Raw genomic sequence first — 25,590 nt, 5'->3', positions numbered from 1 at the left:
GCCCCTTTACGTGTGGAGCATTACGATGAATATCATTGCCATCCTCAACCACCTGGGCGTTTTCTTTAAAGAAGAACCCATTCGCCAGCTGCAAGCCTCCCTCGAGCGCAAGGGTTTCGAGGTTGTTTATCCGGTCGATGTGGCCGACCTGCTGAAACTGATCGAGAAGAACCCCCGCGTTTGCGGTGCCATCTTCGACTGGGACAAATACTCTCTGGGTCTGTGCAAGGAGATCCACGATCGCAACGAGAAGCTGCCGATCTTCGCCTTCGCCAACGACCAGTCCACCCTGGACATTCACCTGACCGACCTGCGTCTGAACGTGCACTTCTTCGAGTACCGTCTCGGCATGGCCGATGACATCGCCCTCAAGATGGGTCAAGCCACTCAGGAGTATCAGGACGCCATCCTGCCGCCGTTTACCAAGGCGCTGTTCAAGTACGTGGAAGAGGGTAAATACACCTTCTGTACTCCGGGTCACATGGGCGGTACCGCCTTCCAGATGAGCCCGGCCGGCAGCATCTTCTATGACTTCTACGGCCCGAACGCGTTCAAGGCTGACGTCTCCATCTCCATGCCGGAGCTGGGCTCCCTGCTGGATCACTCTGGTCCGCACAAGGAAGCCGAAGAGTACATCGCTCGTACCTTCAACGCCGATCGCTCCTATATCGTCACCAACGGCACCTCCACTGCCAACAAGATCGTCGGCATGTTCTCCGCGCCGGCTGGCAGCACTGTGCTGGTTGACCGCAACTGCCACAAGTCGCTCACTCACCTGATGATGATGAACGACGTGACGCCGATCTACTTCCGTCCGACCCGCAACGCCTACGGCATTCTGGGTGGTATCCCGCAGAGCGAATTCAGCCGCGACACCATCGCTGCCAAGGTTGCCGCGACACCGGGTGCCCAGGCTCCCCGTTACGCCGTCGTCACCAACTCCACCTATGATGGCCTGCTCTACAACACCGGCTTCATCAAGGAGAGTCTGGATACCCCTTACATCCACTTCGACAGTGCCTGGGTGCCTTACACCAACTTCAGCCCGATCTATGAAGGCAAGTGCGGCATGAGTGGCGAAGCGATGCCGGGCAAGGTGTTCTACGAAACCCAGTCCACCCACAAGCTGCTGGCAGCCTTCTCCCAGGCCTCGATGATCCACATCAAGGGTGACGTGGAGGAAGAGACCTTCAACGAAGCCTTCATGATGCACACCTCCACCTCGCCGCAGTACGGCATCGTGGCATCGACCGAGATCTCTGCCGCCATGATGCGTGGCAACACCGGCAAGCGTCTGATCAAGGACTCCATCGATCGCGCCATCTCCTTCCGCAAAGAGATCAAGCGTCTGCGTGATCAGAGCGAAGGCTGGTTCTTCGACGTATGGCAGCCGGACAACATCGACACCGTCGAGTGCTGGAAGCTGGATCCGAAAGATGACTGGCACGGCTTCAAGGACATCGATGACAACCACATGTACCTGGATCCGATCAAGGTCACCCTGCTGACCCCGGGTATGGGTCGTGACGGCCAACTGCTGGAGAAGGGCATTCCTGCTTCACTGGTCTCCAAGTTCCTGGACGAGCGCGGCATCGTGGTCGAGAAGACCGGCCCCTACAACATGCTGTTCCTCTTCTCCATCGGTATCGATCAGTCCAAGGCGATGCAGCTGCTGCGCGCCCTGACCGAGTTCAAGCGTGGCTATGACCTGAACCTGACCATCAAGAACATACTGCCGAGCCTCTATCGTGAAGACCCGAGCTTCTACGAAGGGATGCGCATTCAGGAGCTGGCCCAGAGCATCCACGATCTGACCTGCAAGTACCGTCTGCCGGAGCTGATGTTCAAGGCGTTCGACGTGCTGCCGGAGATGAAGATGACCCCGCACGCTGCATGGCAGCAAGAGCTGGCGGGCAATCTGGAAGAGGTGCCGTTGCGTGACATGGTTGACCGCATCAGCGCCAACATGATCCTGCCGTACCCGCCGGGAGTTCCGCTGGTACTGCCGGGCGAGATGGTGACCCAGGATTCTCTGCCGGTGCTCGAGTTCCTCGAGATGCTGTGCGAGATCGGTGCCCACTACCCGGGCTTCGAGACCGACATCCACGGCCTCTATCGCCAGGCCGATGGCAGCTACACCGTCAAGGTGCTGCGTTAATCGACAGTGACAACAGTCGAAAGTGACAACAACGGGCCGCAAGGCCCGTTTTTCCCTCCGGAATTCCTGTTCTTATTGCGTGAGTCGCCAACCATGAAGCGAGTGCTCTCCATTCAATCCCACGTAGTCTTTGGCTGTGCCGGCAACAGCGCCGCCGTTTTTCCCATGCGTCGCCTCGGGATCGAGGTGTGGCCGATGAACACGGTGCAGTTCTCCAACCACACCCAATACCGCGAAGGCTGGCAAGGGATGGTGATGCCCGGCGGCCATATCCGTCAGCTGGTAAACGGCCTGGCGGAGATCGGCGTGCTGGCCGAGTGCGATGCGATCTTGAGCGGCTACCTCGGCTCGGCCGAACAGGGTGAGGAGATCCTGGCGGCTGTGGCCAGACTCAAGGCGCTCAATCCGGCCGCCCTCTACTTTTGTGACCCCGTGATGGGTCACCCCGACAAGGGGTGCATAGTGGCACCCGGCGTCGCCGATTTTCTGAAAAACCGGGCACTCGCCTGCGCCGATATGCTGGCCCCCAATCTGCTGGAGCTGGAACAGCTCACCGGCCGCGATATCCGCAATGTGCCAGAGGCCATCGAGGCGTGCCAGCAGCTGTGCGCGCAAGGGGTCAAGCTGGTGATGGTCAAACATCTGGGCAAGGCAGGTTTTGCCATGGACCGCTTCGAGATGCTGCTGGTGTGCGAGGAGGGAACCTTTCATCTATCCCGCCCGCTCTACCCTTTTGCCCGCCACCCCATCGGGGTGGGGGATCTGCTGAGCGCCACCATGCTGGCCAATCTGCTGGCCGGTTGCACCCCGGTGGCGGCGTTCGAACTTACCAATGCCAGCGTGGATGCGGTACTGGCCCAGACCTGGCTGGCGGGGGCTTACGAGCTGCAACTGGTGGCGGCCCAGCACGAGATGGCGCTGCCGCAGGTCTCCATCCGGGCGACCCGCCTCTGAGCTGATTACGCGCACAGAAGAAACAACAAAGCCCTGATCATCAGGGCTTTTTATATTTCAGATTCCGGGAGAGGGCTTAGTCCTGCGGGCTTTTGAGCGCCTTGACCACATCCTCTTTGGGCTCCAGCTCCTTGACTTGGTTGAAGATCTCCAGCTCCCCTTGCGGGCTGACGGTGTAGGCATCGGCATCCTGATAGCTGCCGCTGCCAGCGCTCTCGATGATGACCACCAGCTCGGGCTGCTTGTCGCCATTCAAATCGACCAGTTTCAGCTCCCGGATAAAGCCGTTGCGAGCCATCACCTTGCCATCCTGAAACTCATCCAGTGGAAATTGGGCGTTCTGGCCCGAATAGAGCCGCACGTCATAGCTGCCGATGGAGGCGGGCTCACCCACCCCTTGCGCCACCCGGATCACCTGCCCGGAGGGGAGGGTCAGTTGCTTGCTAAATCCCTCTTCGGCTTGTGCTTGTGCCGCCAGCGGCAGGGTCAGCAGCCCTGCCATCATCAATGCTCTGTTCATCTTGCAACCTCTTGCTGTCTGTTGAGTGCAGGCTCCCAGGGAGCCCGCCGTGATGCTGTTACCAGATCTTCACCCGCTTCTGGGGCGGCAGATAGAGCTTGTCCCCCGGCTGGATGTTGAATGCTTCGTAGAAGGCGGGAATGTTCGGCACCACGCCGTTGACCCGGTACTCGGGCGGCGAGTGGGGGTCGGAGCGCAGCAGCATCTGCATCAGCTCTGGGCGATACATCCCCTTCCACACCTGCGCCCAGCCGAGGAAGAAGCGCTGTTCGCCGGTGAAGCCATTCAGCACCGGCGCCTCCTTGCCATCGAGCGACAGCTCGTAGGCTTTGTGGGCGATGGTGAGACCGCCCAGATCGCCGATGTTCTCACCCAGAGTGAACTGACCATTGACGAACTGGCCGTTGATGGGCTCGAAGCGGTTGTACTGGGCCACCAGACGGCTGGTGCGGAAGCGGAACTCCTTGAGATCCTGCGGCGTCCACCAGTCGCGCATCATGCCGTCGCCGTCGGATTTGGCCCCCTGATCATCAAAACCGTGGCCTATCTCGTGGCCAATGACCCCGCCGATGGCGCCGTAGTTGACCGCATCATCCGCCGTCATGTCGAAGAAGGGGGGCTGCAAGATGGCCGCCGGGAAGACGATCTCGTTGTTGCTCGGGTTGTAGTAGGCGTTCACCGTTTGCGGCGACATGTGCCACTCGTCCTGGTCGACCGGCTTGCCGAGGCGCGCCAGACTGTCTGCGTATTCAAAGGCTTGCGAGCGTTGCAGGTTGCCCACCAGATCATCCGGTTTGATGGCGATGGCGCTGTAATCCTTCCACTTGTCGGGGTAGCCGATCTTGGGGCGGAACTTGGCCAGCTTCTCGAGTGCCTGCGCCTTGGTCTCGGGCGACATCCAGTCGAGCTCCTTGATGCTCTGGCCGTAGGCGGTGCGCAGGTTCTCCACCAACTGCTCCATCCGCTCCTTGGCTGCTGGCGGGAAGTAGCGAGCCACATAGAGCTGGCCGACCGCTTCACCCAGATGATCGTTCAGGACCCCGAGCGCCCGCTCCCAGCTGGCGCGCTGCTTGGGCGTGCCGCTCAATGTGGTGCCGTAGAAGGCGAAGTTGGCGCGGTCGGTCTCGCTGTCGAGATAGGGGGCGTAGTCGGTCAGCAGTTGCCACTTGAGGTAGGCCTGCCAGTCGGCGATGGGGGTTTGGGCCATCACCTGATCCAACGCGCTCAGATAGGTCGGCTGACCGATAATGAGCTCCGGCTGGCCAGCAATGCCCGCGGCATTGAGATAAGCCTGCCAGTCGAGATGGGGGGCGAGCCGTGCCAGTTCGCTGGCGGGGCGTTTGTTGTAGTTCTTCTCCCGATCCCGCAGGGCGACGTTGTCCCACTGGATGGTGGCGAGCCGGGTTTCGAGGGCCAGAATCCGTTTGGCTTTGCCGCTCGGGTCAGACTCACCGAGGCGGCTCAGCATGGCGGCGATATGCTGTTGGTACTTCTGGCGCAGGGCCTGACTGTCGGGATCCTGCTTGAGGTAGTAGTCCCGATCCGGCAGCCCCAGTCCACCTTGATAGAGGTAGACCGCATAGCGGTCGGGGGACTTGGCATCGGCGTCGATCCAGATGCCGAACGGCGCGCCGCCGCCCATGCGGCCCGACTGGGCAAAGGCGCGGGCCAGCGCAGCCTGATCACCGATCCGGTCGATATCGGCCAGCGCCGGTGCCAGCGGGGTGAGCCCCTTGGCGTCGCGGCCAGCCTGATCCAGATAACTGGCGTAGAGATCGCGGATCTGCTGGGTCGGCGTCCCGGTGGCGGCCTCCTGCTTGGCCAGCCCCTCGACCAGTACCCGCACGTCGGCAAGGGATTTGTCCCGCAGCATGTAGAAGGCGCCATCGGCGGGGCGATCGTCGGGGATCTTGGCGGTGGCGAGCCACTTGCCATTGACGTAGCGGAAGAAGTCATCGCCGGGTTTGACCTGGGTGTCCATATTGGCCAGCGCCAGCCCGGAGTGTTTGGGGGAGTCTTGCGGTGCCTGACTGCAGCCAGCCAGCAGGGCCAGTCCAATCAGGCCGGCCAGTAAGCTTTTCTTATTGTTCATCTTGTTTGATTCCAATTCGGATTGTTTGCTTCCCTGCCCATCTTCCTTGCTCCAACAGATTGTGCGACCGCCTTGCGGCCAGCCTGGTGGAGAGGGCGGGCGAGCCTCACTCTAGCAGCAGGGTTGCAGCTTGATAAGCCCGACTCTGCTAAGATCGGCCGGTCCGTTTTGGGGAAGCCTATGATTTCTCATCTTTATTCTCGCTTTTGTCTGACTATGCCAGCGCCGGAAGGTTCCACCGGTCTGCTGGTGGCCTTCAGTGGCGGCCTCGACTCCACCCTGCTGCTGGTGCTGGCTGCGCAGTATGCTCGCGAGCACGGCCTGCCACTTCGCGCTCTGCACGTGCACCACGGCCTCAGTTCCCATGCTGATGAGTGGGTCGCTCATTGTGAAGCCGTGTGTCAGCAATTGGCGGTGGAACTGCTGGTCGAGCGGGTGACTCTGGCCCGCGGCAATGGTGAGAGTCTGGAGGCGCAGGCGCGCACCGCCCGTTACCAGCGGCTGACCGCCCGGATGCGGGAGGGGGAGTGGCTGCTCACCGCCCACCATCAGGACGATCAGCTGGAGACCCTGCTGCTGGCCCTCAAGCGCGGCGCCGGTCTGCGTGGCCTGGCGGGGATTTTGCCAAGCCAGCCCTTTGCCGGTGGCCTGTTGCTGCGGCCGCTGCTCGATATGAGTCGCGCCGAGCTGGCCGAGGCGGCGGCGAGCCTCCCCTTTGGCTGGGTGGAGGATGAGAGCAATCAGGATGTGAGCTATGACCGCAACTTTTTGCGCCAGACGCTTATCCCCCAGCTCAAGGCGCGCTGGCCCGCCATGGCCCAGACTGCGGCGCGCAGCATGGCCCTGTGCGCCGAGCAGGAGGCGCTGCTGGACGAACTGGCAGAGAGTGACTGGCAGCTGGCGGGCGAGGGGGAGGCGCTCCATATCGGCCCGCTGCACGCCCTTTCACCCACCCGACGCAACAACCTGCTGCGCTACTGGATCCGCCGTCAGGGGGGGGAGATGCCATCCCGTGAGCAGCTTGCCCTGCTGTGGCAGGAGGTAGCGCTGGCGCGCGGCGATGCCAATCCCCGGCTCAACTGGGGGCGCCAGAGCTGCCGCCGTTTTCAGAAGCGGCTCTATCTGGTGAGCCCTGATCTGCAACCTTGCCATCAGGTGTTGCCGGTCACAGTGGGTGAGCCGCTGACCCTGCCGGACGGGCTGGGTGAGCTGGTGGTACGCATGGCTGAGCACGGCGAGGGGCTGCTGCGTGCCCCCCGAGCGGACGAGCCGCTCTCGGTGCGTTTTCAGGTAGCGCCCGGGATCCCCCTCAAACCGGTGGGGCGAAGCGGCAGTCGGCGGATGAAGAAGCTGCTGCAGGAGTATGGTGTTCCCTCGTGGCAACGGGGACGCATTCCCATCCTCTACTATGGCGAGCAGGTGGCGGCGGTGGTGGGGCTCTTTGTCTGCGACGGTTTTATGGCACAGAGTGCCGGGCTGGTCTGTCACTGGCAGGAGAGCGGTGCAGCCCCCATCCTGCCTGAGCTGGATCTCCCCTGACTTGATCGGGGGTTAACTCCCCAAAAAAAGAAGCTCCGGTCACATGGCGCGCATGTGCCGGAGCAAAGAAGAGTTCGGGATTATTCGTTAGGGCTGGCCTTGCCTGCTTTCTTGCGGGCGTAGAGGTGACTGTCGGCCGCCTCGTACAGGCTCGGCACATCGACCCCGGATTGCCAGCTGGCGGCGCCAAGGCTGCATCCGACCGAGAAGGTGCTGAGCTCCTTGTTGGTCATCAACATATGCTGCAGTCGCAGCCATACCGGGCGCCACGCCTCGGGTTCGGCCGGTTGCAGCAGCAGGGCAAATTCATCTCCCCCGAGCCGGAAGGCTTGATCCGTGCTGCGGATGCACCCCTTGAGCAGCTGGGCGAAGCGGCTCAGCACCAGATCCCCCACCGGATGACCCCAGGTGTCATTGATCTGCTTGAAGCGATCGAGATCCAGCAGCACCAGCACCAGACCGTGGGGCTCGCGGCTGTGCTGCTCGATGGCGCGACCGATGGCCTCGTCAAAGTAGGAGCGGTTGCCAAGGCCGGTCAGGTGATCGAGCCGGACCAGCTGATCCAGTTTTTCCAGCCGCAGATAGAGGGGCAGCAGCAGGCAGAGCAGCTGATGGTATTGCATCAGTACCCGTTGCTGGCTGCCGCTCAGCGGATGTTCCAGCTCGTAGTGGAGCTGGCCGAGCAGCTGGCCATGCTGACCGCGCAGCTCGAACGGATAGTTGTGCAGGTTGAGGGTGGCCAGCGGCGGGTGCTGGATCAGCACATGGGGCTGGCCACAATCGAGGTAGAGACCGTGGATCCTGACAATTCTTGCCGCACGATCGGCAAAAGTTGTCAGCAGACCGCCGAGATCGCTCTGCCCCAACAACTGCTCGAGCAACTGGTTGCGTTCAACGCTGGGCAACGGCGTGAGCCGCTCCATCTGGCGAACCCACTGCTCGATGCCATGGCTAAAGCCATTAAGTGACGACGTATTTTCCATGGTCTTCCACCTGTAACACCTGACTACTGTCTCCTCCCTGCAATTGGCATGCCCAATATATCTTTCCTGCCCGCCAGATCGGCTGACTAAGCTTAAGTCGATAAAAGGAGAGGAAAATTTGTACACCGACCTGTTGATCCTGCTGTTCGCCGCCGTCCTGCTGGTGGCAACTTTCCGGCGCCTCGGCTTGCCGGTGATCCTTGCCTACCTGATTGCCGGCGTCTTGCTCGGCCCCCACGGGCTAGCGGTGATCACCGGCCAGTCGATCATGCAGACCATTGCCGAGCTGGGGATCGTCTTTCTGATGTTCTCGCTGGGGCTGGAGTTCTCCCTGCCGAAATTGCTGGCGATGCGGCGATTGGTGTTGGGGGTCGGGATGTTGCAGGTGCTGCTCACGTCACTGCTTTTCTTCGCCATCGGCTGGTGGTGGGGGCTGGGTCTGGCCCAGTCGCTGGTGGTGGCGGGGACGCTGGCGCTCTCCTCGACGGCGGTGGTGATCAAGCAGCTCGGCGAGCAGAAACAGCTCCATACCCGCCGCGCCCAGCTGGGGGTGAGCGTGCTGCTGTTTCAGGATCTGGCGGTGGTGCCCCTGCTGGTGATGATCCCGATCCTCGCCCAGCCGGAAGTGCAGGGGAGCGCCCTGGCCGCCGAGATCGCCTGGGCCACCCTCAAGGGGCTGTTTGCTCTCTTCACTCTGCTGGCGGTGGGCAAGTGGTTGCTGCCGCTGCTGTTTCACGAGGTGGCGCGAGCCCGCTCCGACGAGTTGTTCGTGCTGAGTGCCCTGTTGGTGGCGCTGCTGGCTGCCTACATGACCCATTCGCTCGGGCTGTCGATGGCGCTGGGGGCGTTTCTGGCGGGGATGATGCTGGGGGAGTCCCACTACCGTCATCAGCTTGAGGTAGACATCAAGCCCTTTCGCGATGTGCTGATGGGGCTCTTCTTTATCACCATCGGCATGGCCATGGAGTGGGAGCTGGTGGCGCGGGCTTGGTGGCAGGTACTGATCTGCGTGGTGCTGCTGGTGCTGTGCAAATCCCTGCTGGTACTGCTGGCCGGGCGGCTGATGGGGGAGCGCAAGCGCGATAGCATGGCCGCCGGCATCATGCTCAGTCAGGTGGGGGAGTTTGGCTTCGTGCTGCTGGCGCTGGCGCTCCACCACGGCTTGCTGGATCAACAACTGGTCTCCCTGCTGATCGGCATCGGCATCATCTCCATCGCCATGACCCCCTGGCTGGTGACTCAGGCCCATTCGCTGGCCCGCAGCCTGACCGACCCGGCGCTGCTGACCCGCTCCGAGGTGGCCCAGTCGGGCCTGAGCAAAAACCAGCACGTCATCATCGCCGGCTTTGGCCGGGCGGGGCAGACCTGTGCCCGCTTTCTCAAGATCGAGGAGATCCCCTTTCTGGCCCTAGACCTCGACCCCGAGCGGGTGAGCGAGGCCAAGCTGGCGGGGGAGCAGGTGGCCTTCGGCGACGCCAGCCGCCGCGATATTCTGCTAGCCGCCGGGCTGTTGCGGGCACGGCTGGTGATCATCACCTTCGATGACCGCAAGCGGGTGGAGGCGATGCTGGCGCTGATCCGCGAACTGGCGGGGGATCTCAAAGTGCTGGTGCGCACCCGGGATGACAGTTTTCTGGAGCAGTACAAGCAGGCGGGGGCGTTTGAGGTGATCCCTGAATCCCAGGAGGGGGCCCTGATGCTGGTCTCCCACCTGCTGCTCAATTGCGATATCCCCATCGGTCGGGTGATCCGCCGGATGGAGCTGGAGCGCAGCAGTCAGTATCGCTTCCTGCACGGCTTCTACTGGGGGGATCAGAGTGCCAGCAATCTGGAGGCGGATCAGCTGCTCGAACGCCTCCATCCACTGTTGCTGCACGATCAAGCGTGGGCGGTAGGCCGTGAAGTGCGCGAGTTGCCGCTTGATGAGGTGCGGATCAAGGAGGTGCAGCGCGGGGATCAGAGTCTGGAGCCCAGACCCGAGCTGGTGCTGGCGGCTGGCGATCGGCTGATCCTGTTTGGTTCCGTGGTGGCGATGGAGCAGGCTGAGCAGCGTTTGCTGGAGGGGCGCTGAGTCCCCTCGCACTCATCGGCTGCCCCCTTTATTCCCGCTCTTTTGGTAGCTCTTCGATATCGAGGAAGGCGACGACCCGCTCCCGCTCCCTCAGGGTGTCCTGATAGCCCAGCTTGATCAGCTGCTGACAATAACCCGGATAGAACATCAAAAAGCTGGCCAGACTGCTGGTCTCATCCCCCTTCACGCCCAACACCCGCAACAGGCGGCGCAACTTTAGCGGTAGTTTGCGCAGGTAGGCCAGTGCGATGGTGTCGAGATCCTGACTCGGTTTTAGCACGCAGGTCTCCACCCGTTTCAGCTTGAGGCGATTGCGCTCCCGCTCAGGGATTAGATCAAGAGTCTGGTTGATGCGCCATAGCCGCTCCAGATCGGAGTTGAGGGTGTCGGTAAAGACCGTATCGAGCAGATGGCTGGCGATATTGGAGCTGGTGAGATGGCCGTGGTGATGGGTCGGCGCCGAGTGCGCCGGCGGATCCAGGGTGATCAGCAGGATCCGCTCCGCACCCAGATGGATGGCGGGGCTGAGCGGGCTCAGCTGGTGGATGGATCCGTCGCCGTAGAACTTCTCACCGATCCGGGTGGCTGGAAAGACGAAGGGGAGCGCCGAGGAGGCGAGCAGGTGCTCCGATGTAAGCACGGTGCGTACCCCGCGCCGTCTGGCCCGCTCCCACGGATGGTGGTCGGCCCGCCCCTGAAAGAAGGTGGTGGAGAGGCCGTCATCGTAATCCGACGCCGTGATGGCCAGCGCTTCCAGACTGCCGTAGAGGATGTTGTCATCGATGCGGTGATAGTCGATGAGTTGATCCAGCAGGCGGTGCAGTGGCGCGTTGTCAAAGAGGTGAAAGGCGTGGTTGGTATGGGGATTGATCAGCCCCGCTGACCCCTCGTACATCAGCCGCCACAGCAGGCGACCGGGATGAAAATCGAAGATGTGGTGGGTCTCGAAACGGCGCCAGACCCACTCCAGCTTGCGCACCCCCAGATGGAAGCAGGAGGCGTAGCAGGCGAGCGCGGTGACATTGATAGCCCCCGCCGAGGTGCCGCAAAGGATGGGAAAAGGGATGCCGAGATTGCGCGGGTAGAGCTCCGCAATCGCCTTGAGGGCGCCGACCTGATAGGCGGCGCGAGCACCGCCACCGGTGAGCAACAACGCTGTATTGGGTCTGGCCATATGCTGGCGCCTTATCGTGTTCTGACAAGAATGTTCCCACTGACAAGTTAACTATAAGGCGCTGTATCAAATATAAAAACGGGCGCTCGCCCGTTTTTTTCATGGCCCCGTGTCAAAGGGCGCGGTGAGGATTTTCCGGCCGCGCCAGCTGATCGAAGGCGGCGAATACCGGGGCGCTGGCGAGGATACGACCGTGGCCCAGACCCCGGGTGCTCACCAGCCGGGTATGACCATCCTGACTGGCCCGCAAGGAATCGCCGTGCGGGGCAAACCTGTCCTCCTCGTCGTGCACTATCATCGCCGCGCCGCTGCGACTGGCGAGGCGACCCAGCGGATCGACCGTGCTCAAGGGGTGCTGGTACTCCTGCTCAATCTCCTTGACCACCGCATCGAACAGCCGGATGGAGTAGCCGGAGCGTGCCACCATGCCGTAGAGCTGGGGCACATAGTCGAGCACCGGCGAAATCAACAGCAGCGGCAGGGTATCGATACCCGCCTGACGGCTGGAGAGGGTGACGGCGCCTCCCATGCTGTGGGCGATGACCCCGTGCAGCGGGCCTGCTTCGCTGGCCAGCTTGGTCGCCAGCTCGTCGAAGGCGCGTACGAAGCGGGGCAGGTGGCCTGTGTTGCCTGCGCTCTGGCCGTGGGCCGGATGATCGTAGGCAATGGCGGTGAAACCCTGTGCGGCGATATGGCTCATCAGCGGATAGAACTGGCTGGCGCTGCCGGACCAGCCGTGCATCAGCAGCCACAGTGGTCCCTGACCGAGCCGATAGCTCATCAATACCCCTTCGCTGGTATGGACAGCCTGCTTCACCAGACTGGCAGGTTCGTGGCCACCCCGCTGGTTGCGCTGGGGGGTGAGCAGCAACTTGCTAGCGGTACGCTTGGCATGGGTGGGGGCGAGTCTGTGGTGCAACCGGGTGCCTATCCCCAGCAGCCATTTGCTCGGGCTGAAGCGGCGGGTGTTGAAGTAGATCTTGCTGCTCATGGTCATCCTGTGGTTTTTGTGTGCGAACGGTCGTGCTTTTTTGTTGGTTTTTAAAAATTCGTGTTGAACGGATGCCAAAACATCAGCGCCAGCTGCTCAGCAGAGCGTCCACTTCGGGCCAGAAGTGGCGGGCCGGATCCTGACACAGTTCGAGATCGTTGAACACCTGATCCGCCAGATAGAGGCCATAGAGGCGGTAAACGGCGCGCCAGGGATCCATCTCCTGTCGCCACTCGCCTGCGGCCTGACCCTGCACCACCTGACGGGCCAGATAGTCGAGCCAGAAGCGCACCAGTTGCCTAGCGGCTTGTTGTACAGGGCTCTTTTGCTCATGGCCATCCTGCACCGAGGTCCAGGCGTCGAGGAACATGCAGCGTCCGGCGAAGCAGTGGTTCCACGCCTGCCAGGCGCGCAGCAGGGCGATCAGCTTGTCGTGCTGGCTCTGGTGCTCCTGCTGACGTACCGGCTGGATCACCCGCAGCCGGAACACCTCGGCGGCGTACTCCAGCACGGCGATCTGCAGATTGTCGCGAGATTGAAAGTGGGCAAACAGGCCGCTTTTCGACATCTCGCAGGCGCTGGCCAGCGAGCCGATGGTCAGGCTCTCCAGCCCTTGCTGGCTCGCCTGCTCAAAGGCAGTCTGCAAAATGTTTTCCCGGGTCAGGCGCCCCTTGCTCATCACTCTCTCCTCGTTGGCGCTGGCAGCATAAAGTACGATCGTGCTAATTGTCGAGCAACAAATAGCCAGCATGGCTGGCTATCTCATCTGGACTGTGTCGCCGCGTTCGGGGCTCAGCTCTCCTTGATATCGAGCTGTTGCAGGGCGATAACCGCCTGAGTGCGGTTCTTGACGCCCAGTTTTCTGAAGATGGCGGTGATATGCGCCTTGATGGTGGCTTCGGAGACGTTGAGCTCCCAGGCGATCTGTTTGTTGAGGCTGCCGTCGCGCAGCATGATCAGCACCTTGTACTGCTGGGGGGTGAGGCTGGCCAGCTTGCTGGCGAAATCGGGGCCGTCTTCCGATTCAGGATGGAGCGAGATGCCTTCCGGCACCCAGTTATCCCCCCCGATCACCGTATTGAGGGCGTTGACCAGCTCCTTCATCGGCACCGACTTGGGAATGAAGCCGAGCGCTCCGAGCCGCAGCACCTGCTGGATGATGGCCGCATCTTCCGAGGCGGAGACCACCACGATGGGCAGGTCGGGATACTGGCCGCGCAGGTGGGCCAGCCCCTCGAAGCCATTGGCTCCCGGCATCTTGAGATCGAGCAGCAACAGGTCAACTTCGGGGTGCTCGCCGAGCAGGCTGGTCAGGCTGTCGATGGAGTCCGCTTCCAGCAATTGAGCGTCGTTGATGGCCATGTGCACCGCTTGGTAAAGGGCGCCCCGAAACAGGGGGTGGTCATCTGCGATGACGATGGTAAATTGGCTGTCCATATTTCGGTTAATGGCTCACATTGTTGCTAACTGATTGTTTTGAAAAATCAAACTAGCATCGCTCACCAAGAGGGTCAAACCCGCCGGTGCGCAAATGTGAAGCGACCATCGGATGTTTTGCCATCAAGGGCAGACAGGCCGGTCGCGGGCAACTCATGCAGGAGGCAACAGATGGGATCCTTGGTATTGGCGGTGGGCACCGGCTCCACCTGGGCGATGCGGGCGGCACTGGTGCTCGCCATGAGCGGGCTGACGTGGCAGGAGCAGGTGTTCGATCTGGAGGATGCCAAGTCGCTGGCGCGGCTCAAGCGGTTGGCACCGGCCGGTCTGGTGCCCTGGCTCGAACACGATGGCGTGCGGGTTCACGACTCGCTGGCCATCGCTGAATATGTTCACGAGCTCTGTCCCGACCGCCAGCTCTATCCCGTTTCGCTGGCCGAGCGGGCGCTGGCTCGCAGTCTCTGCGCCGAGTTGCACGCGGGATTTCGGCAGATCCGTTCTCTGCTCCCCTTCTTTCTTGGGGCGCCAACCTGTATCGATCCCCCGGTGGAGGCGGTCGGCGAGCTGGCTCGCTTGCAGGGGATCTGGTCGCAGGCGCGGGCCCCCTTCTACTTTGGCGAGGCGGGCATTGTCGATGCCTTCTATGCGGTGATGGCCTATCGGTTGGCCAGCTACGGCATCCTGTTGCCCGGTCAGGCCGGAGCCTATCAGCAGGCGCTGCTCTCTTGGCCCCTGTGGCAGGAGACCCTGCTCAAGGCGCGGTTGCAGTGGCCGGTGGCGGCGCGCCAGTCACAGTGAGCCTTGGCAGATAGATAAACGAGAGAGGGGAGCCAGTGGCTCCCCTCTCTGTTGCTGGTATATATGGCCCAAGAGTTACTTCTGCCGACCGGCAAAGACCACCACCACCTTGTCATCCCCCTTCTTCCGCACGAAGGCGTAGGGTGCATCCGAGAGTTTCTGGTGGCTGCCTGCCGCAATGGCCGGATGGGCGGCGCGGAACTGGCCCAGTTGCTGCCAGTGCTTGACCAGCTTAGCCTTGTCTCCGCTGGTCAGCTCCTGCCAGTTCATGTCCGAGCGCAGCGCCTGATCGAACACCCCGCCATCCTTGGCCAGCCCACGGCCGGACTCGTCGCCGTAGTAGAGCTGGATGCCGCCTGGCAGCAGCATAAAGCTGTTGGCGACCCGGCGCTGTAGCGGCACATCCTGATAGTCTCCAAAGAACAGCTTGGTGTCGTGGGAGCTGATGTAGCTCAGCACGTTGAACTCGGGATCCTGATTGATGCGGCTGGCGTAGCTGGCATAGGTGGGCTCGGCGCTGGCCATGCACTGGGCCTGTGACAGTGCGAACTCGCGCTGATAGTCGAAGTTGATCAGCGAATCGAAGCCGTTCTGATACCAGAAATCCTTGGCCACCCCGTGATCCCACACCTCTCCCACCATATAGAAGGGCAGATCGTCGAGGGCCTTGCCCGGGTTGTTGGTCTTCCACTCCTTGAGCGCAGCGGTGCCCGCCTGCTTGAGCTTGGCCCACACTTCGGGCTCCAGATGCTTGACGGTGTCGGCGCGGAAGCCGTCGATGCCAAAGCGGCGCACCCAGTCGGTGTGCCAGGCGATCAGATAGTCGCTCACGGTAGCGTCGGGTAGCGCCTTGGCGAGGGTATCCTTTTTCGCGGCCAGCAACGGCGGCAGCCCTACCGGTTTGGTCGATTCGGTGAGAAAGTCCGGCAGCCCCGCCACCGAGCCGGTGACATCGTCGGTGCCTGGCTGCGGGTAGCCGGGCAGACCGGCGCGCACCCAGTCACCGCTCCACCATTTGTTCCACGCGGGTGATTGATAGTCGATGAATTGGTTGTAGCCATGCCAGTTGAGGCCGCTGCTCGGTCGCCACTGGTTCCAGACGGTCGGCAGTTTGCCGCTGTTCTGGGTCAGTTCGGTGAGCCCGAGATCTTGCAGATCGGCGAGGGTGGCATAACCGGCGTGGTTCATCACCACGTCGAGGATGATCCGCATGCCGCGCTTGTGGGCCTCATCCACCAGGGTTTTCAGACTCTCTTCATCGCCGTAGTTGGGGTCAATCTTGGTGAAGTCGAGCGCCCAGTAGCCGTGGTAGGCGTAGAAGGGGAAATTGCCCTGCTCGCCGCCACCAATGAAGCCGTGAACCTGCTCCACCATGGGGGTGATCCAGATGGCGTTCATGCCGAGGCTCTTGATGTAGTCGAGCTTCTCGGTCAGCCCCTTGAAGTCACCGCCATGCCAGGTGGCTACCTCATCCTGTCCATCCTTCTGGCGGCCGAAGCTTTGGTCGTTGGCGGGGTCACCATTGTGGAAGCGATCGGTCAGCAGAAAATAGACGCTCGCCTGATCCCAGCTGAATGGTGCTGGCTTGGCTGCCTTGACCGGCTCGAGCAGCAGCAGGCCGCCGCTCTCTTTACTCGGGGTCAGGGTCAGTTTGCCTTGTTTGACCTCCGCCTCCTGTTTCGAGTAGGCATCCCTCAGTCGGGTACCCTCGGGCCAAACCCCTTTCAGGGATACCGTGACCGGGCCGCCATCCCAGCTGATGCAAGGCTCTTGTGGTGGCTGGCGTTTGAATTCGCTCTTCTTGGTCGCCCGCAGCACCTTGAGGCTGGGGGTATCCGGGTTGAAGGTGAACTGATACTCCCCGGCCAGCATCACCCGAAGGGTAAAGCTCTGATCCTTGCTGCATTTGTCCATGGGCTGGGCGGTGCCGAAGGGGAGCGGCTTGCTCTCGCTCGGGCCAAAGCTGGTACCGCAACTATTGTCTGCGTCGCTGATGCGGATCTGGTGGCTCCCCTTGGCAAGGGTGTGGGTCAGCTCCACCGTGCCCTTGTCCAGCACGATCGGGGTCGCCACCGGTTGACCATCCACATAGAGGCGAACCTCGGGGGCGGCCATCGCCTGTTGGATGAACAGAGGGGCGGCCAGCAGGGCGAGCCAGAGAGGGGATAAGTAATGAGCACGACGCATAAGCCATTCCTTGAGCAGGGCAGTTCGGACAAGGGCCCATTCTAGGAGCAGCAAAGCGCGCCTTGGATCGGCAAAATGCCGATTTGTGACATCAGTTCAAATGGTTACGTTTTCAAGCCGAGGAAAGTGTGACGGGGAGGTGGTGGGAATCTCTGTCGATATAAATAGCGCCCATAAAAAATGCCGGTCAGGTGACCGGCATTTGGCATTGCAGGTATCGTCGTCACATCAGACGGTGAAGAACTTGAAGTTGACGAAGGCCACCGCGATGAAGGAGGCCACCATGCCGCTGATGCAGAGCACCGCCGGGCGGATGGCTGGCCAGCGATGGGTCAGCAGAATGATGGCCAGCAGGGTCGGGTAGAGCCCGAACATGTAGCGCGGCATGGCGTTGAGGCCGGTCATCAGCGGGATGGTGCAGCAGATGAACATCAGGGTCGCTTCGGCCCAGCGCTTCTGGCTGAACAGGTAACCGTTCAGGCACCAGCCGAAGATCACCATGATGGAGAGGTAAGCCTTGCGGCCGCCCAGCTCGAAACCGCTCAGCCACCAGTCCAGCGGGCTGTCCATGTAGCGACCCCATGCCACCTGAATGTGTTTGAAGGCGAAGGCATCGCCGGTCAGGTGATAGAGGTAGACCATGTAGGCAAACAGGCCAAACGGGATCATCCAGAGGGTGAACACCACCTTGAAGGCGCGCTCGGTGAAGCGGAAAAATTCCCGCCAGCCGTAGGCTTGCAGCGCCAGGATCAGTACCGGGAAGACCATCATCACCCCCAGGTTGCGGGTGGCGGAGATACAGACCCCCAGCACGGCCACCATCAGCCACTGCTCCCGATAGGCGAACAGGAACATCCCCAGCATCAGCGCCATAAAGGTCGACTCGGTATAACCGGAGACGAAGTAGGCGGAGAAGGGGGAGAAGGCGAGCAGCCAGACGCCGAAGCGGGCGGTATCGTCCCCCAGCTTGAGCTGACGCAACACCAGCAGCATCAGCGGCAGGCTGGCGAAGAAGGAGATATTGGTAACAATGATGAGGCCGATCAGGCTCTCGACATTGAACAGGTTGGAGATGGCACCGGAGACCATCGGATAGAGCGGCATAAAGGCCCAGTTTGCCGCATTGCCCTTGCTCAGCCAACGCGGGTAGAGATCGTAGCCGTTCTCGATGATGCGCTGGAACCAGACGCAGTCAAACTGACAATAGGCCTGTAGCGGGCCAATGTCGGGGGAGCCATAGAGCTGGACACCGAAGTAACCCATGCCATACAGCGCCACCCGGCTCAGCATGAAGGCGGCGATGATCATCAGCCAGTCACGGCCGCTGATGCGCAGTGACGGGCGATAGGGGAGTGCAGCCCCGGTTAGCGGGGCAGTATTGGTCATATCATTCATCAGGCAAAAACCCAGACGCGAGAAAGAACGTAAGTGAGGACGGTAACGGTCAGGGTGGCGATGACCACCGGCAGCAGACCGGAGAGCCCCGCAAACAGCAGGCCGCTCAGGATCAGGTTACGCACCGCCAGCGAGAAGAGGGCGACCAGCAGAAACTTGCTGGCGGCTCCCTGCTTCTGGAAGGTGATGTAGCGGTGACCAAAGAAGGAGAACCAGAACGCGATGGCAAAAGCCAGCGTGGTAACCAGGTGCTCCGAGATGGTGGGCCAGGTATGAAACAGTGCGATGGAGGTGCCAAGGTCGACGAGGGTAGCCCCCCCGCCGACAAAACCGAAACGTACCAGCCGCCAGAATTCCTCGCGGGAGATCATTGCGGCGCCTGCTCCTGCAGCTCTTGCGGGTTGCTGTCAGCGCTCTGCGGTTTGGTCGCATCCTGCTTGGCATACTGGCCATAGACCCCTTCAATGAGGTAGACCGGGCGCTGTTTCACTTCCACGAACATGCGGCCGATGTACTCGCCGATGATGCCGAGCGACAGCAGCTGGATACCGCCGAGGAAAAGCACAACGGACATCAGGGAGGCGTAACCGGGCACGTCGATGCCGAAGAAAACCACCTGGGTCACGATCTTGAGGATGTAGAGGAAGGCGACGAAGGAGACGCCGACACCCACATAGCTCCAGACCCGCAGCGGCCAGCTGGAGAAGCTGAGCAGACCGTCGAGCGCGAAGTTCCACAGTTTCCAGTAGTTGAATTTGGTTTCACCGGCGTGACGGGCCGGGCGCTCGTAGGGGACGCCAACGGCACGGAAACCGGCCCAGGCAAACAGACCCTTCATGAAGCGGTTGCGCTCCGGCAGCAGTTTGATCGCCTCGACCACGCGACGGTCGATCAGGCGGAAGTCACCGGCGTTTTCCGGCAGCTTGGTGCTGGTGGAGAGGGCGTTGAAGAAGCGGTAGAAGCCACCGGCAGTCAGGCGCTTCATCGGGGTATCGGCGCTGCGATCGACGCGGATGCCGTAGACGGTGTCATAGTCACCGGTCTGCCACAGTTTGACGAACTCCAGGATCAGGGCGGGCGGGTCTTGCAGATCCACGTCCATCGGCACGATGGCATCCCCTTTGGCCTGATGCAGACCGGCGGTCAAGGCCGCTTCTTTACCGAAGTTGCGTGCCAGGTTGACCAGGGTCACGCGCGGATCGCGGGCGATGGCCTGCTCGACCACTTCACGGGTGCGGTCACGGCTGCCATCGTTGACGAATACAATTTCAAGCTGGTCTTTCAGCGGGGCCAGTTCGTTGTCTATCGCGTTGATGAAGGCATCGATGCTCTCTTCCTCGTTGTAAACGGGAACGACCAGAGAGAGTCGAAAATCTGGATGCGACATAAGAACGTCCTTATTTGGGATAGTTGTTTTTATAAAATGGTATTCGGGGCAAGGATCACTGGGCTACGGTCAAACGTACCGACTGCACATTGATGGGAGTAGGTGCCGAGAGCGCCAGAAAATTGGGGCGCTTGGGATCTGCCGTGAGCGAGTCGCCGGGCAGACTGAGGCGGATTTCGTTGATACCCGCTTTGGCCAGTTTCACCGTGGTGGTGAAGTCGTGACCCAGCGCCACTTTCAACAGGGCACCGGCTTCCGGACTATTGATGCGGGCCTGTACGGTAAGCTGATCCGGATTGGCTGCCTGCTTGGGCAGCACAAAGTAGAGACCGCCCTGACCGCTGAGCAGGGTACCTTCGTCGCTCGGCTTCTTGGCCCAGCCTTCGCTGGAGAGAAAGCGGCTCGGCTTGGTCAGATTGAGCTCGTTACCCAGCTGATAGGTCATGCTGGAGTTGTGTTCCCAGAAGCGGGTCTTGCCTTCCAGATAATAGAGTTTGTAGGCCAGGCTCACGTTGGGGTGAGCAGCCAGATAGAGGGTGTAAAGATAAAAACCGCTTAACGCCAGAATGGCAGTCAAAAAACCGAACTTTTTGTACGTCATATCACTCTCTATGCCTGACAGAATGGGTAGGCCGATGTCGCGCATATGCTAATCCAATTGCAAAAAAAGCATAGTGGATCACAAAAAAATATTTGGTCACATATTAACCCCTTTTTACCCCTGTTCCAAACGTTGCTGTTTCCCGGTTAAACAGGTCTGGCGGGGCGCCGGTTGCCAGTGGCGCTCCGGCAAGGTATTTGGCAAATAGACGTGCTTTGCTGCGTCATTTTCTAGCGGATGCGATAGTCATCTGGCCTCTATCGCCATTTTGCAGGGGGCGATTTATGATGACTCACTTATTCGTCAAGGATGACATATGAAGTGGATCTCTTGCTGTCTGTTGCTTGGATTATGGGCGCCAATGGCATTGGCCAGGGCCCTGTGTCCCGAGCCCATTCAGGTCGGTTACGATAACTGGCCCCCCTACCATTATTACGAAGCCGACTCACCGCAAGAGGTGCGCGGTTATGCCGCCGAGGTGCTGACGGCTGTGCTCACTTCCATGCACTGCAAGGTCAACTATGTGGAGCTGCCCTGGAAGCGGGTACTGCACGAAATGGAGCATGGCGAGATAGACATGGCGATGGAGGCGAATATCAATGATGAGCGCGCCCGTTATGCCTGGTTTTCCGACTCCTACAACCCGGGGCGCACCTTGCTGTGGATCCGCAAGGGCAGCCACTATCCCGAACAGGATCTGACGAGCTGGCTGGCCAGTGGTTACTCCCTCGGCGTTACCAAAGAGTACTTCTATGGTGAGGAAGTGATGTCGCTGCTCGCTCGCTATGCCAAACAGGTGAGTGCGGTGAGCGACCAGCAAAATTTTGAGAAGCTGGCCCGCGGCCGGATCGACGGTTTCCTCGGTGACATGCTGGCTACCCCCAGCGCCCTTAACAAGGAGGGGATGAGCGGTCTGTTCACCAGTCACCCCATGGTGGTATCTGAATCGCCGAGCTTCTTTATGTTGGGCAAGCGCAGCTTTTCGCCGCAGTTCTTGCAACAATTCAATCAGGCGTTGGCGCGGTTCAAGGAGACAGATGCGTATGACATTATCTGGCAGCGTTATGCCCCCGGGCGCTAGCAAAGTATTGGCCGTTCACGCATCATGAGCGGCCTGAGCATCGGGTCTGCTTGTCAGGCCCGACAGAGTGAACAAACCGTTTTGAGGTACCCATGGGGATGAAGTATTGGCTGGCCCTTGCCAATCTGGTGTGGCTGGGATGTTTGCCCGCTGGCGCGGTACATGCGACCGAAGCACAAGTTGTGGTGGCGGCCAGTGAAACTGGACACGACTGGTATCAGGGCAGTCAGGCCGAACAGGCCCGTGTCGAGCTGGAGCAGCAGTTGCAAGAGGCTGTGCTTGCCCAGCTGCATCCCGATTTTTTCACACTGTGGAAGCGCCTGCAGGCCACCCCTGCAGACAAGCGCGGTGCCATCTATGACGACATTTTTGCCAAGCTGAGCCGTTTCCAGCACGCCTGGCGGGGGATGGATCTGGTCTCTCGCGAGCAGATGAAGACCCTCAAGCTCGATTTGAACCGCCCTGTGGTGACCCAGCCCAGCGATGATGACCTGCTCACCCAGGTGAAATCCCTGCGACCTCAGGTGGCGGAATACGAGGCGGTGCGGGCCAAAGTGCACAAACTTCTGGCGATGCCGATGGCCAGCAAGTGGCCGACCCTCGATATGCCGACCCTGCGTGCCGGAGAGAGCTCCGCCGAGCTCGGCCAGATCCGCGCCATGCTCAACGAGCTGGGCGACAGCGCCCCGAGCCATGGTGATCAGATTTACGATGGTGATACCGAGCAGGCCATCAAACAGTTCCAGCGTCGTCACGGTCTCACCGCGGACGGCATTATCGGCCGTCAGACCCGCTCCTGGCTCAATACCGGCCCGCAAGTGCGCGCCAGCCTGCTGCTGCGTAACCTGTGGCGTCGCGATCTGGTGGATCAGCTCGCCGGTGGCCGCTACGTGCTGGTCAATATTCCCGACTACCGTCTGAGCGTGGTGGAGTCCGGCAACGAGGTATTCACCAGCCGGGTCATCGTCGGCAAGGAGCAGCGTGCCACTCCCATTCTGGCCAGCGAAATTCGCTCCATCGTGCTCAACCCCTCCTGGCATGTGCCGCGCTCCATCCTGAGCAAGGACATCCTGCCCAAGCTGGGTCGGGATCCCGCCTATCTGAGTCGCGAGCAGTTCGAGGTGATCGACAGCGAGGGCAATCCGGTCCAGTTCACCGAAGAGGGGTGGCATCAGGCGCTGGCCGCCGGTTTCCCCTATCGCCTGCGGCAAAAGCCGGGGGATCACAATGCCCTGGGGCGCTACAAATTCTATCTGCCCAACAATGACGCCATCTATCTGCACTCCACTCCGCGCAAGGCGCTGTTCGAGCAGGGGGCGCGCGCCTTCAGCTCGGGCTGCATCCGGGTGGAACATGCGGACGATCTGGCCGAACTGTTGCTGGCGGACTCCCGCTATCAGCCGGACAAGGTGGCCAATATCCTCAAGGAGAGCCAGACCAAATGGTTGCCGCTCACCACGCCGATCCCGGTCTTTACCGTCTACTGGAGCAGCTGGATCGACGAAAATGGTCGCCAGCAACTGCGTAACGACATCTACGGATTTGATCGGGTCAGCTTCCAGAGCCGCCTGCTGTGATCCCTGCCACAGAGTGAAAAGCCCGGCCTGTGCCGGGCTTTTCTATGGGCGATTGAGGTTTGACAGGGCGCCCCGCCGGAGGGTAGTTTCAAGCGCCTGTATCACATTCAATCAGTGATCTTATTCAACTATTTTCGCTTGAATCTGCGATGGACGAACCCCTTATGCTGGAACAAGAGATAAGTCGACGTCGCCTGTTGTTGGGAGCCGGTTGCCTGCTGGGCAGCTCGCTGATCTCCTTCCCTGCACTGGCCAGCCGCAGTACCACCGGGCGTGAACTCAGTTTCTTCAATCTCAATACCGGCGAGCGGGTGCGCGCCAGCTATTGGGAGAATGGCCACTATCTGAGCGACGGGTTGGCCGAGCTCAACCACATCTTCCGCGATTACCGGCGCAATGAAGTGTTCAACATCGACAAGAAGCTGTTTGATCAGTTGTTTCTGTTGCAGCACAAGCTGGGCCGGCGCAGCGAAATCCAGCTGATCTCCGGCTATCGCGCCCCGGCAACCAATCGTCAGAAGCGCCACAAGAGCCGCGGCGTGGCCAAGCACAGCTACCACACCCTTGGGCAGGCGGTGGATGTGCGGATCCCCGGCGTACAGCTGGCCCATCTGCGCAAGGCGGCGCTCCAGCTCAAGGTGGGTGGGGTTGGTTACTATCCCCGTGATAACTTCGTTCACCTCGATACCGGCCCGGTGCGCAGTTGGTAAAGGGGATGGCAAGCTGCCAAGCTCTTCCCACCAGAGAGGAGATAGCGATGAAAAAGATAGTGATTGGCGGCCTGATCGCCCTGTTGTTGACCGGTTGCAGCAAGCTCAACCGTGAAAATTACGACCAGTTGAAGATGGGGATGAGTTACGCCGAGGCCAGCGCCATTCTGGGCAAGGCGGAGCGTTGTGACGATGCGCTGGGCACCACCAGCTGCCTCTGGGGCGGGGAAGGGAAGAACATCAAGATCCGCTTTATCGCCGACAAGGCGACCTTCTTCAGCTCGGAAGGGATTAACTGAGTCGCAGACCGTCCATGAAAAAAGCGCCGCTCGGGCGCTTTTTTGTTGCTCGCAATCCAACCTGCCTCGCCAGAAGCTGGCGTACTCAGTGGGTCGCGTACTGGTAGTTGAAGGTGGGCAGACCCCACTTGAAGCGAACCGCCAGCAGCCGCAGTACAAAGCCGATCCCGATGGAACCGAACGCGGCCCAGTTGGTCGGCAAGCCCTGATCCAGCGCCAGACAGTAGAGGGCTGCAGTGATCAGCGAAATGGCCGCATAGAGCTCGCGACGGAACACCAGCGGAATGCGCTGGCAGAGCAGATCCCGCAGCACACCGCCAAAGACCCCGGTCACCACCGCCATGATGCAGGCAATACCGGCGCCGTGGCCCATATCCAGCGCCCGGGCCGCACCGAAGATGGAGAAGACCACCAGTCCCAGGGCATCAAGGGCCATGAACAGCTTGCCGAGATAGCGCATCAGGGGGGCGGAGACCACACCCGCCATCGCAGCTGCGGCAACCAGCAGCACATATTCCGGATGTTCAACCCAGAGCAGCGGATAGTGGCCGAGCAGCACATCGCGGATGGTGCCACCACCGATGGCCGTCGCCGAGGCGATGATCACCACACCAAACAGATCCATCCGTCGCCGACCCGCGGCCAGCGCGCCGGTCATCCCTTCGGCCACCAGGCCCACCAAGAAGAGTGCATGTAACATGAGATATCCCAGGGAACGAGAAAGGCCAGAATCCTACCAACTCGTGTTATATGGGACAAGCTATCGAATGCATGCATTAATTTAATTCATGCTAAATGCGAAAAAGGCACCGTTTCGGGTGCCTTTTTCTAATCAATGTTCAAGGGTTAGCGCCCCAACTGCTCCTGCCGGTAGTGATCGACCCACATGGCGGTGGCGCCACAGATGGCGACCGGCATCACGAAGAGGTTCACCACCGGAATGGCGGAGAAGAGGGTCACCAGAGCGCCGAAGCTGAGGCACTTGCCACGGCGTTGCTTCAAGGCGTCACGCATGGTGATGAAGTCGATCTTGTGGTTGTCGAACGGATAATCCACATACTGGATCGCCATCATCCAGGCGCTGAACAGGAACCAGAGCACAGGCGCCAGGGTCTGGCCTACCACAGGGATCAGAAACAGGATCAGGCAGCCGATGGCCTTGGGCAGGTAATACTTCAGCTTGGTCCATTCGCGGCCGAAGGTGCGTGGCACATCCTTGACGATATCCAGCATACCGCTGTCATTGGCGGGCTGGCCGGTGAGGATCTGCTCCACCTTCTCCGCCAGCAGGCCGTTGAAGGGGGCGGCTACCCAGTTGGCAACCGAGCTGAAGATAAAGGAGAAGACCACCAGTATGGTGATGAGGGCGATGGGCCACAGCAGATAGTCCAGCCAGTCGAGCCAGGCGGGGATCTGCTGATGGAGCCAGGCGAACAGGCCGTCCAGTTGCAGCAGCAGGGCATAGAAGGCCCCGGCAAACAGCACGAAGTTGACCAGCAGGGGGATCAGCACAAAGGTGCGGATGCCCGGTTGGCGAATGAGGGAAAAACCGCGCAGAAAGTAGTCTGCACCGCTGATTGAATCTTTGACCATATGGGGTGATTGGCTCATGTGAGCTCCATCTATGCATGGGAGA

23 protein-coding genes are annotated in these 25,590 nt (G+C 60.8%); 9 read left to right on the top strand and 14 right to left on the bottom strand.

The annotated features are described in order from the left end of the window. Window positions 1-25 precede the first annotated feature (25 nt). Together AB5Y86_RS13805 and pdxY are read left to right on the top strand one after the other, a co-directional pair. A complete protein-coding gene (locus tag AB5Y86_RS13805; protein WP_042079860.1) occupies window positions 26-2,158 on the top strand; it encodes a lysine decarboxylase CadA in 2,133 nt (710 codons plus the stop codon). Window positions 2,159-2,251: 93 nt separating this feature from the next. Continuing rightward, entirely contained in the window at window positions 2,252-3,112 is an 861-nt protein-coding gene (pdxY, locus tag AB5Y86_RS13800; RefSeq protein WP_368193071.1) for a pyridoxal kinase PdxY, read from the top strand. 76 nt (window positions 3,113-3,188) lie between these two features. Here pdxY and AB5Y86_RS13795 read toward each other — a convergent pair whose 3' ends face one another. Continuing rightward, complete coding sequence (locus tag AB5Y86_RS13795; protein WP_101530656.1) at window positions 3,189-3,632, bottom strand: PliI family lysozyme inhibitor of I-type lysozyme; 444 nt, start codon at window positions 3,630-3,632, stop codon at window positions 3,189-3,191. A 58-nt stretch (window positions 3,633-3,690) separates the two neighbouring features. Further along, window positions 3,691-5,724, bottom strand: coding sequence for a M13 family metallopeptidase (locus AB5Y86_RS13790; protein ID WP_368193070.1), 2,034 nt, complete (start codon window positions 5,722-5,724; stop codon window positions 3,691-3,693). A gap of 180 nt (window positions 5,725-5,904) precedes the next feature. Between AB5Y86_RS13790 and tilS the strand changes: the two genes are divergently transcribed. Beyond that, entirely contained in the window at window positions 5,905-7,263 is a 1,359-nt protein-coding gene (gene tilS / locus AB5Y86_RS13785) for a tRNA lysidine(34) synthetase TilS (protein WP_368193069.1), read from the top strand. An 80-nt stretch (window positions 7,264-7,343) separates the two neighbouring features. On the opposite strand, the gene AB5Y86_RS13780 is transcribed toward tilS, so the two are convergent. Then, the gene (locus AB5Y86_RS13780; protein WP_005347848.1) at window positions 7,344-8,246 is read right to left on the bottom strand and encodes a GGDEF domain-containing protein; all 903 of its coding nucleotides are present in this window, start codon (window positions 8,244-8,246) and stop codon (window positions 7,344-7,346) included. A gap of 118 nt (window positions 8,247-8,364) precedes the next feature. Here AB5Y86_RS13780 and AB5Y86_RS13775 point away from each other — a divergent pair, with 118 nt between their 5' ends. Next, entirely contained in the window at window positions 8,365-10,317 is a 1,953-nt protein-coding gene (locus AB5Y86_RS13775; protein WP_368193068.1) for a cation:proton antiporter, read from the top strand. Between the two features lie 28 nt (window positions 10,318-10,345). On the opposite strand, the gene AB5Y86_RS13770 is transcribed toward AB5Y86_RS13775, so the two are convergent. The 4 genes from AB5Y86_RS13770 to AB5Y86_RS13755 all read right to left on the bottom strand — a co-directional run bounded on the left by AB5Y86_RS13770 (window position 10,346) and on the right by AB5Y86_RS13755 (window position 13,919). Beyond that, complete coding sequence (locus AB5Y86_RS13770) at window positions 10,346-11,491, bottom strand: patatin-like phospholipase family protein (protein WP_368193067.1); 1,146 nt, start codon at window positions 11,489-11,491, stop codon at window positions 10,346-10,348. A gap of 112 nt (window positions 11,492-11,603) precedes the next feature. Next, complete coding sequence (locus AB5Y86_RS13765) at window positions 11,604-12,482, bottom strand: alpha/beta hydrolase (protein ID WP_368193066.1); 879 nt, start codon at window positions 12,480-12,482, stop codon at window positions 11,604-11,606. 82 nt (window positions 12,483-12,564) lie between these two features. Beyond that, window positions 12,565-13,161 carry a TetR/AcrR family transcriptional regulator gene (locus AB5Y86_RS13760; RefSeq protein ID WP_127008187.1) on the bottom strand — a complete coding sequence of 199 codons (597 nt, stop codon included), beginning with the start codon at window positions 13,159-13,161 and terminating at the stop codon, window positions 12,565-12,567. A gap of 113 nt (window positions 13,162-13,274) precedes the next feature. Then, window positions 13,275-13,919 (bottom strand): response regulator transcription factor, encoded by a 645-nt coding sequence (locus AB5Y86_RS13755; protein ID WP_005338467.1) that lies wholly within the window; start codon window positions 13,917-13,919, stop codon window positions 13,275-13,277. 171 nt (window positions 13,920-14,090) lie between these two features. Here AB5Y86_RS13755 and AB5Y86_RS13750 point away from each other — a divergent pair, with 171 nt between their 5' ends. Then, window positions 14,091-14,717, top strand: a complete 627-nt coding sequence (locus AB5Y86_RS13750) for a glutathione S-transferase N-terminal domain-containing protein (RefSeq protein WP_368193065.1) — start codon at window positions 14,091-14,093, stop codon at window positions 14,715-14,717. 75 nt (window positions 14,718-14,792) lie between these two features. Here the strand turns inward: AB5Y86_RS13750 and AB5Y86_RS13745 are convergent, their stop codons facing one another. The 5 genes from AB5Y86_RS13745 to AB5Y86_RS13725 all read right to left on the bottom strand — a co-directional run bounded on the left by AB5Y86_RS13745 (window position 14,793) and on the right by AB5Y86_RS13725 (window position 20,287). Then, entirely contained in the window at window positions 14,793-16,904 is a 2,112-nt protein-coding gene (locus tag AB5Y86_RS13745) for an alpha-amylase (protein WP_368193064.1), read from the bottom strand. A gap of 228 nt (window positions 16,905-17,132) precedes the next feature. Beyond that, window positions 17,133-18,299: a hypothetical protein gene (locus AB5Y86_RS13740; protein WP_005338464.1), complete on the bottom strand. Its 1,167-nt coding sequence runs from the start codon at window positions 18,297-18,299 to the stop codon at window positions 17,133-17,135. Further along, entirely contained in the window at window positions 18,299-18,670 is a 372-nt protein-coding gene (locus tag AB5Y86_RS13735) for a GtrA family protein (RefSeq protein WP_005338463.1), read from the bottom strand. Before AB5Y86_RS13735 ends, AB5Y86_RS13740 begins: the two co-directional genes overlap by 1 nt. After that, entirely contained in the window at window positions 18,667-19,686 is a 1,020-nt protein-coding gene (locus AB5Y86_RS13730) for a glycosyltransferase family 2 protein (protein WP_100646553.1), read from the bottom strand. The genes AB5Y86_RS13735 and AB5Y86_RS13730 overlap by 4 nt, the downstream gene beginning before the upstream one ends. Window positions 19,687-19,741: 55 nt before the next feature. After that, window positions 19,742-20,287 carry a hypothetical protein gene (locus AB5Y86_RS13725; RefSeq protein ID WP_368193063.1) on the bottom strand — a complete coding sequence of 182 codons (546 nt, stop codon included), beginning with the start codon at window positions 20,285-20,287 and terminating at the stop codon, window positions 19,742-19,744. Window positions 20,288-20,603: 316 nt separating this feature from the next. Between AB5Y86_RS13725 and AB5Y86_RS13720 the strand changes: the two genes are divergently transcribed. The 4 genes from AB5Y86_RS13720 (at window position 20,604) to AB5Y86_RS13705 (ending at window position 23,954) form a co-directional block, all read left to right on the top strand. After that, window positions 20,604-21,368: an ABC transporter substrate-binding protein gene (locus AB5Y86_RS13720; RefSeq protein WP_129504524.1), complete on the top strand. Its 765-nt coding sequence runs from the start codon at window positions 20,604-20,606 to the stop codon at window positions 21,366-21,368. Between the two features lie 92 nt (window positions 21,369-21,460). After that, on the top strand, window positions 21,461-22,945 hold the full coding sequence (locus tag AB5Y86_RS13715; protein WP_040066667.1) for a murein L,D-transpeptidase: 1,485 nt from the start codon (window positions 21,461-21,463) through the stop codon (window positions 22,943-22,945). Window positions 22,946-23,109: 164 nt separating this feature from the next. Next, on the top strand, window positions 23,110-23,655 hold the full coding sequence (locus AB5Y86_RS13710; RefSeq protein WP_005338458.1) for a DUF882 domain-containing protein: 546 nt from the start codon (window positions 23,110-23,112) through the stop codon (window positions 23,653-23,655). 47 nt (window positions 23,656-23,702) lie between these two features. Then, entirely contained in the window at window positions 23,703-23,954 is a 252-nt protein-coding gene (locus AB5Y86_RS13705; RefSeq protein WP_150997073.1) for a DUF3862 domain-containing protein, read from the top strand. Window positions 23,955-24,039: 85 nt separating this feature from the next. On the opposite strand, the gene AB5Y86_RS13700 is transcribed toward AB5Y86_RS13705, so the two are convergent. Both AB5Y86_RS13700 and cysZ read right to left on the bottom strand, forming a co-directional pair. Beyond that, window positions 24,040-24,654 carry a trimeric intracellular cation channel family protein gene (locus tag AB5Y86_RS13700; RefSeq protein ID WP_184232610.1) on the bottom strand — a complete coding sequence of 205 codons (615 nt, stop codon included), beginning with the start codon at window positions 24,652-24,654 and terminating at the stop codon, window positions 24,040-24,042. A 146-nt stretch (window positions 24,655-24,800) separates the two neighbouring features. Beyond that, the gene (cysZ, locus tag AB5Y86_RS13695; protein WP_005338455.1) at window positions 24,801-25,565 is read right to left on the bottom strand and encodes a sulfate transporter CysZ; all 765 of its coding nucleotides are present in this window, start codon (window positions 25,563-25,565) and stop codon (window positions 24,801-24,803) included. Window positions 25,566-25,590 lie beyond the last annotated feature (25 nt).

Origin of the sequence: Aeromonas sp. s8 (assembly GCF_040907785.1) — a bacterium.
GTDB lineage: Bacteria > Pseudomonadota > Gammaproteobacteria > Enterobacterales > Aeromonadaceae > Aeromonas > Aeromonas veronii.
Note: the sequence above shows the minus strand (reverse complement) of the source record. Positions and strands in the feature narration are given on the sequence as shown.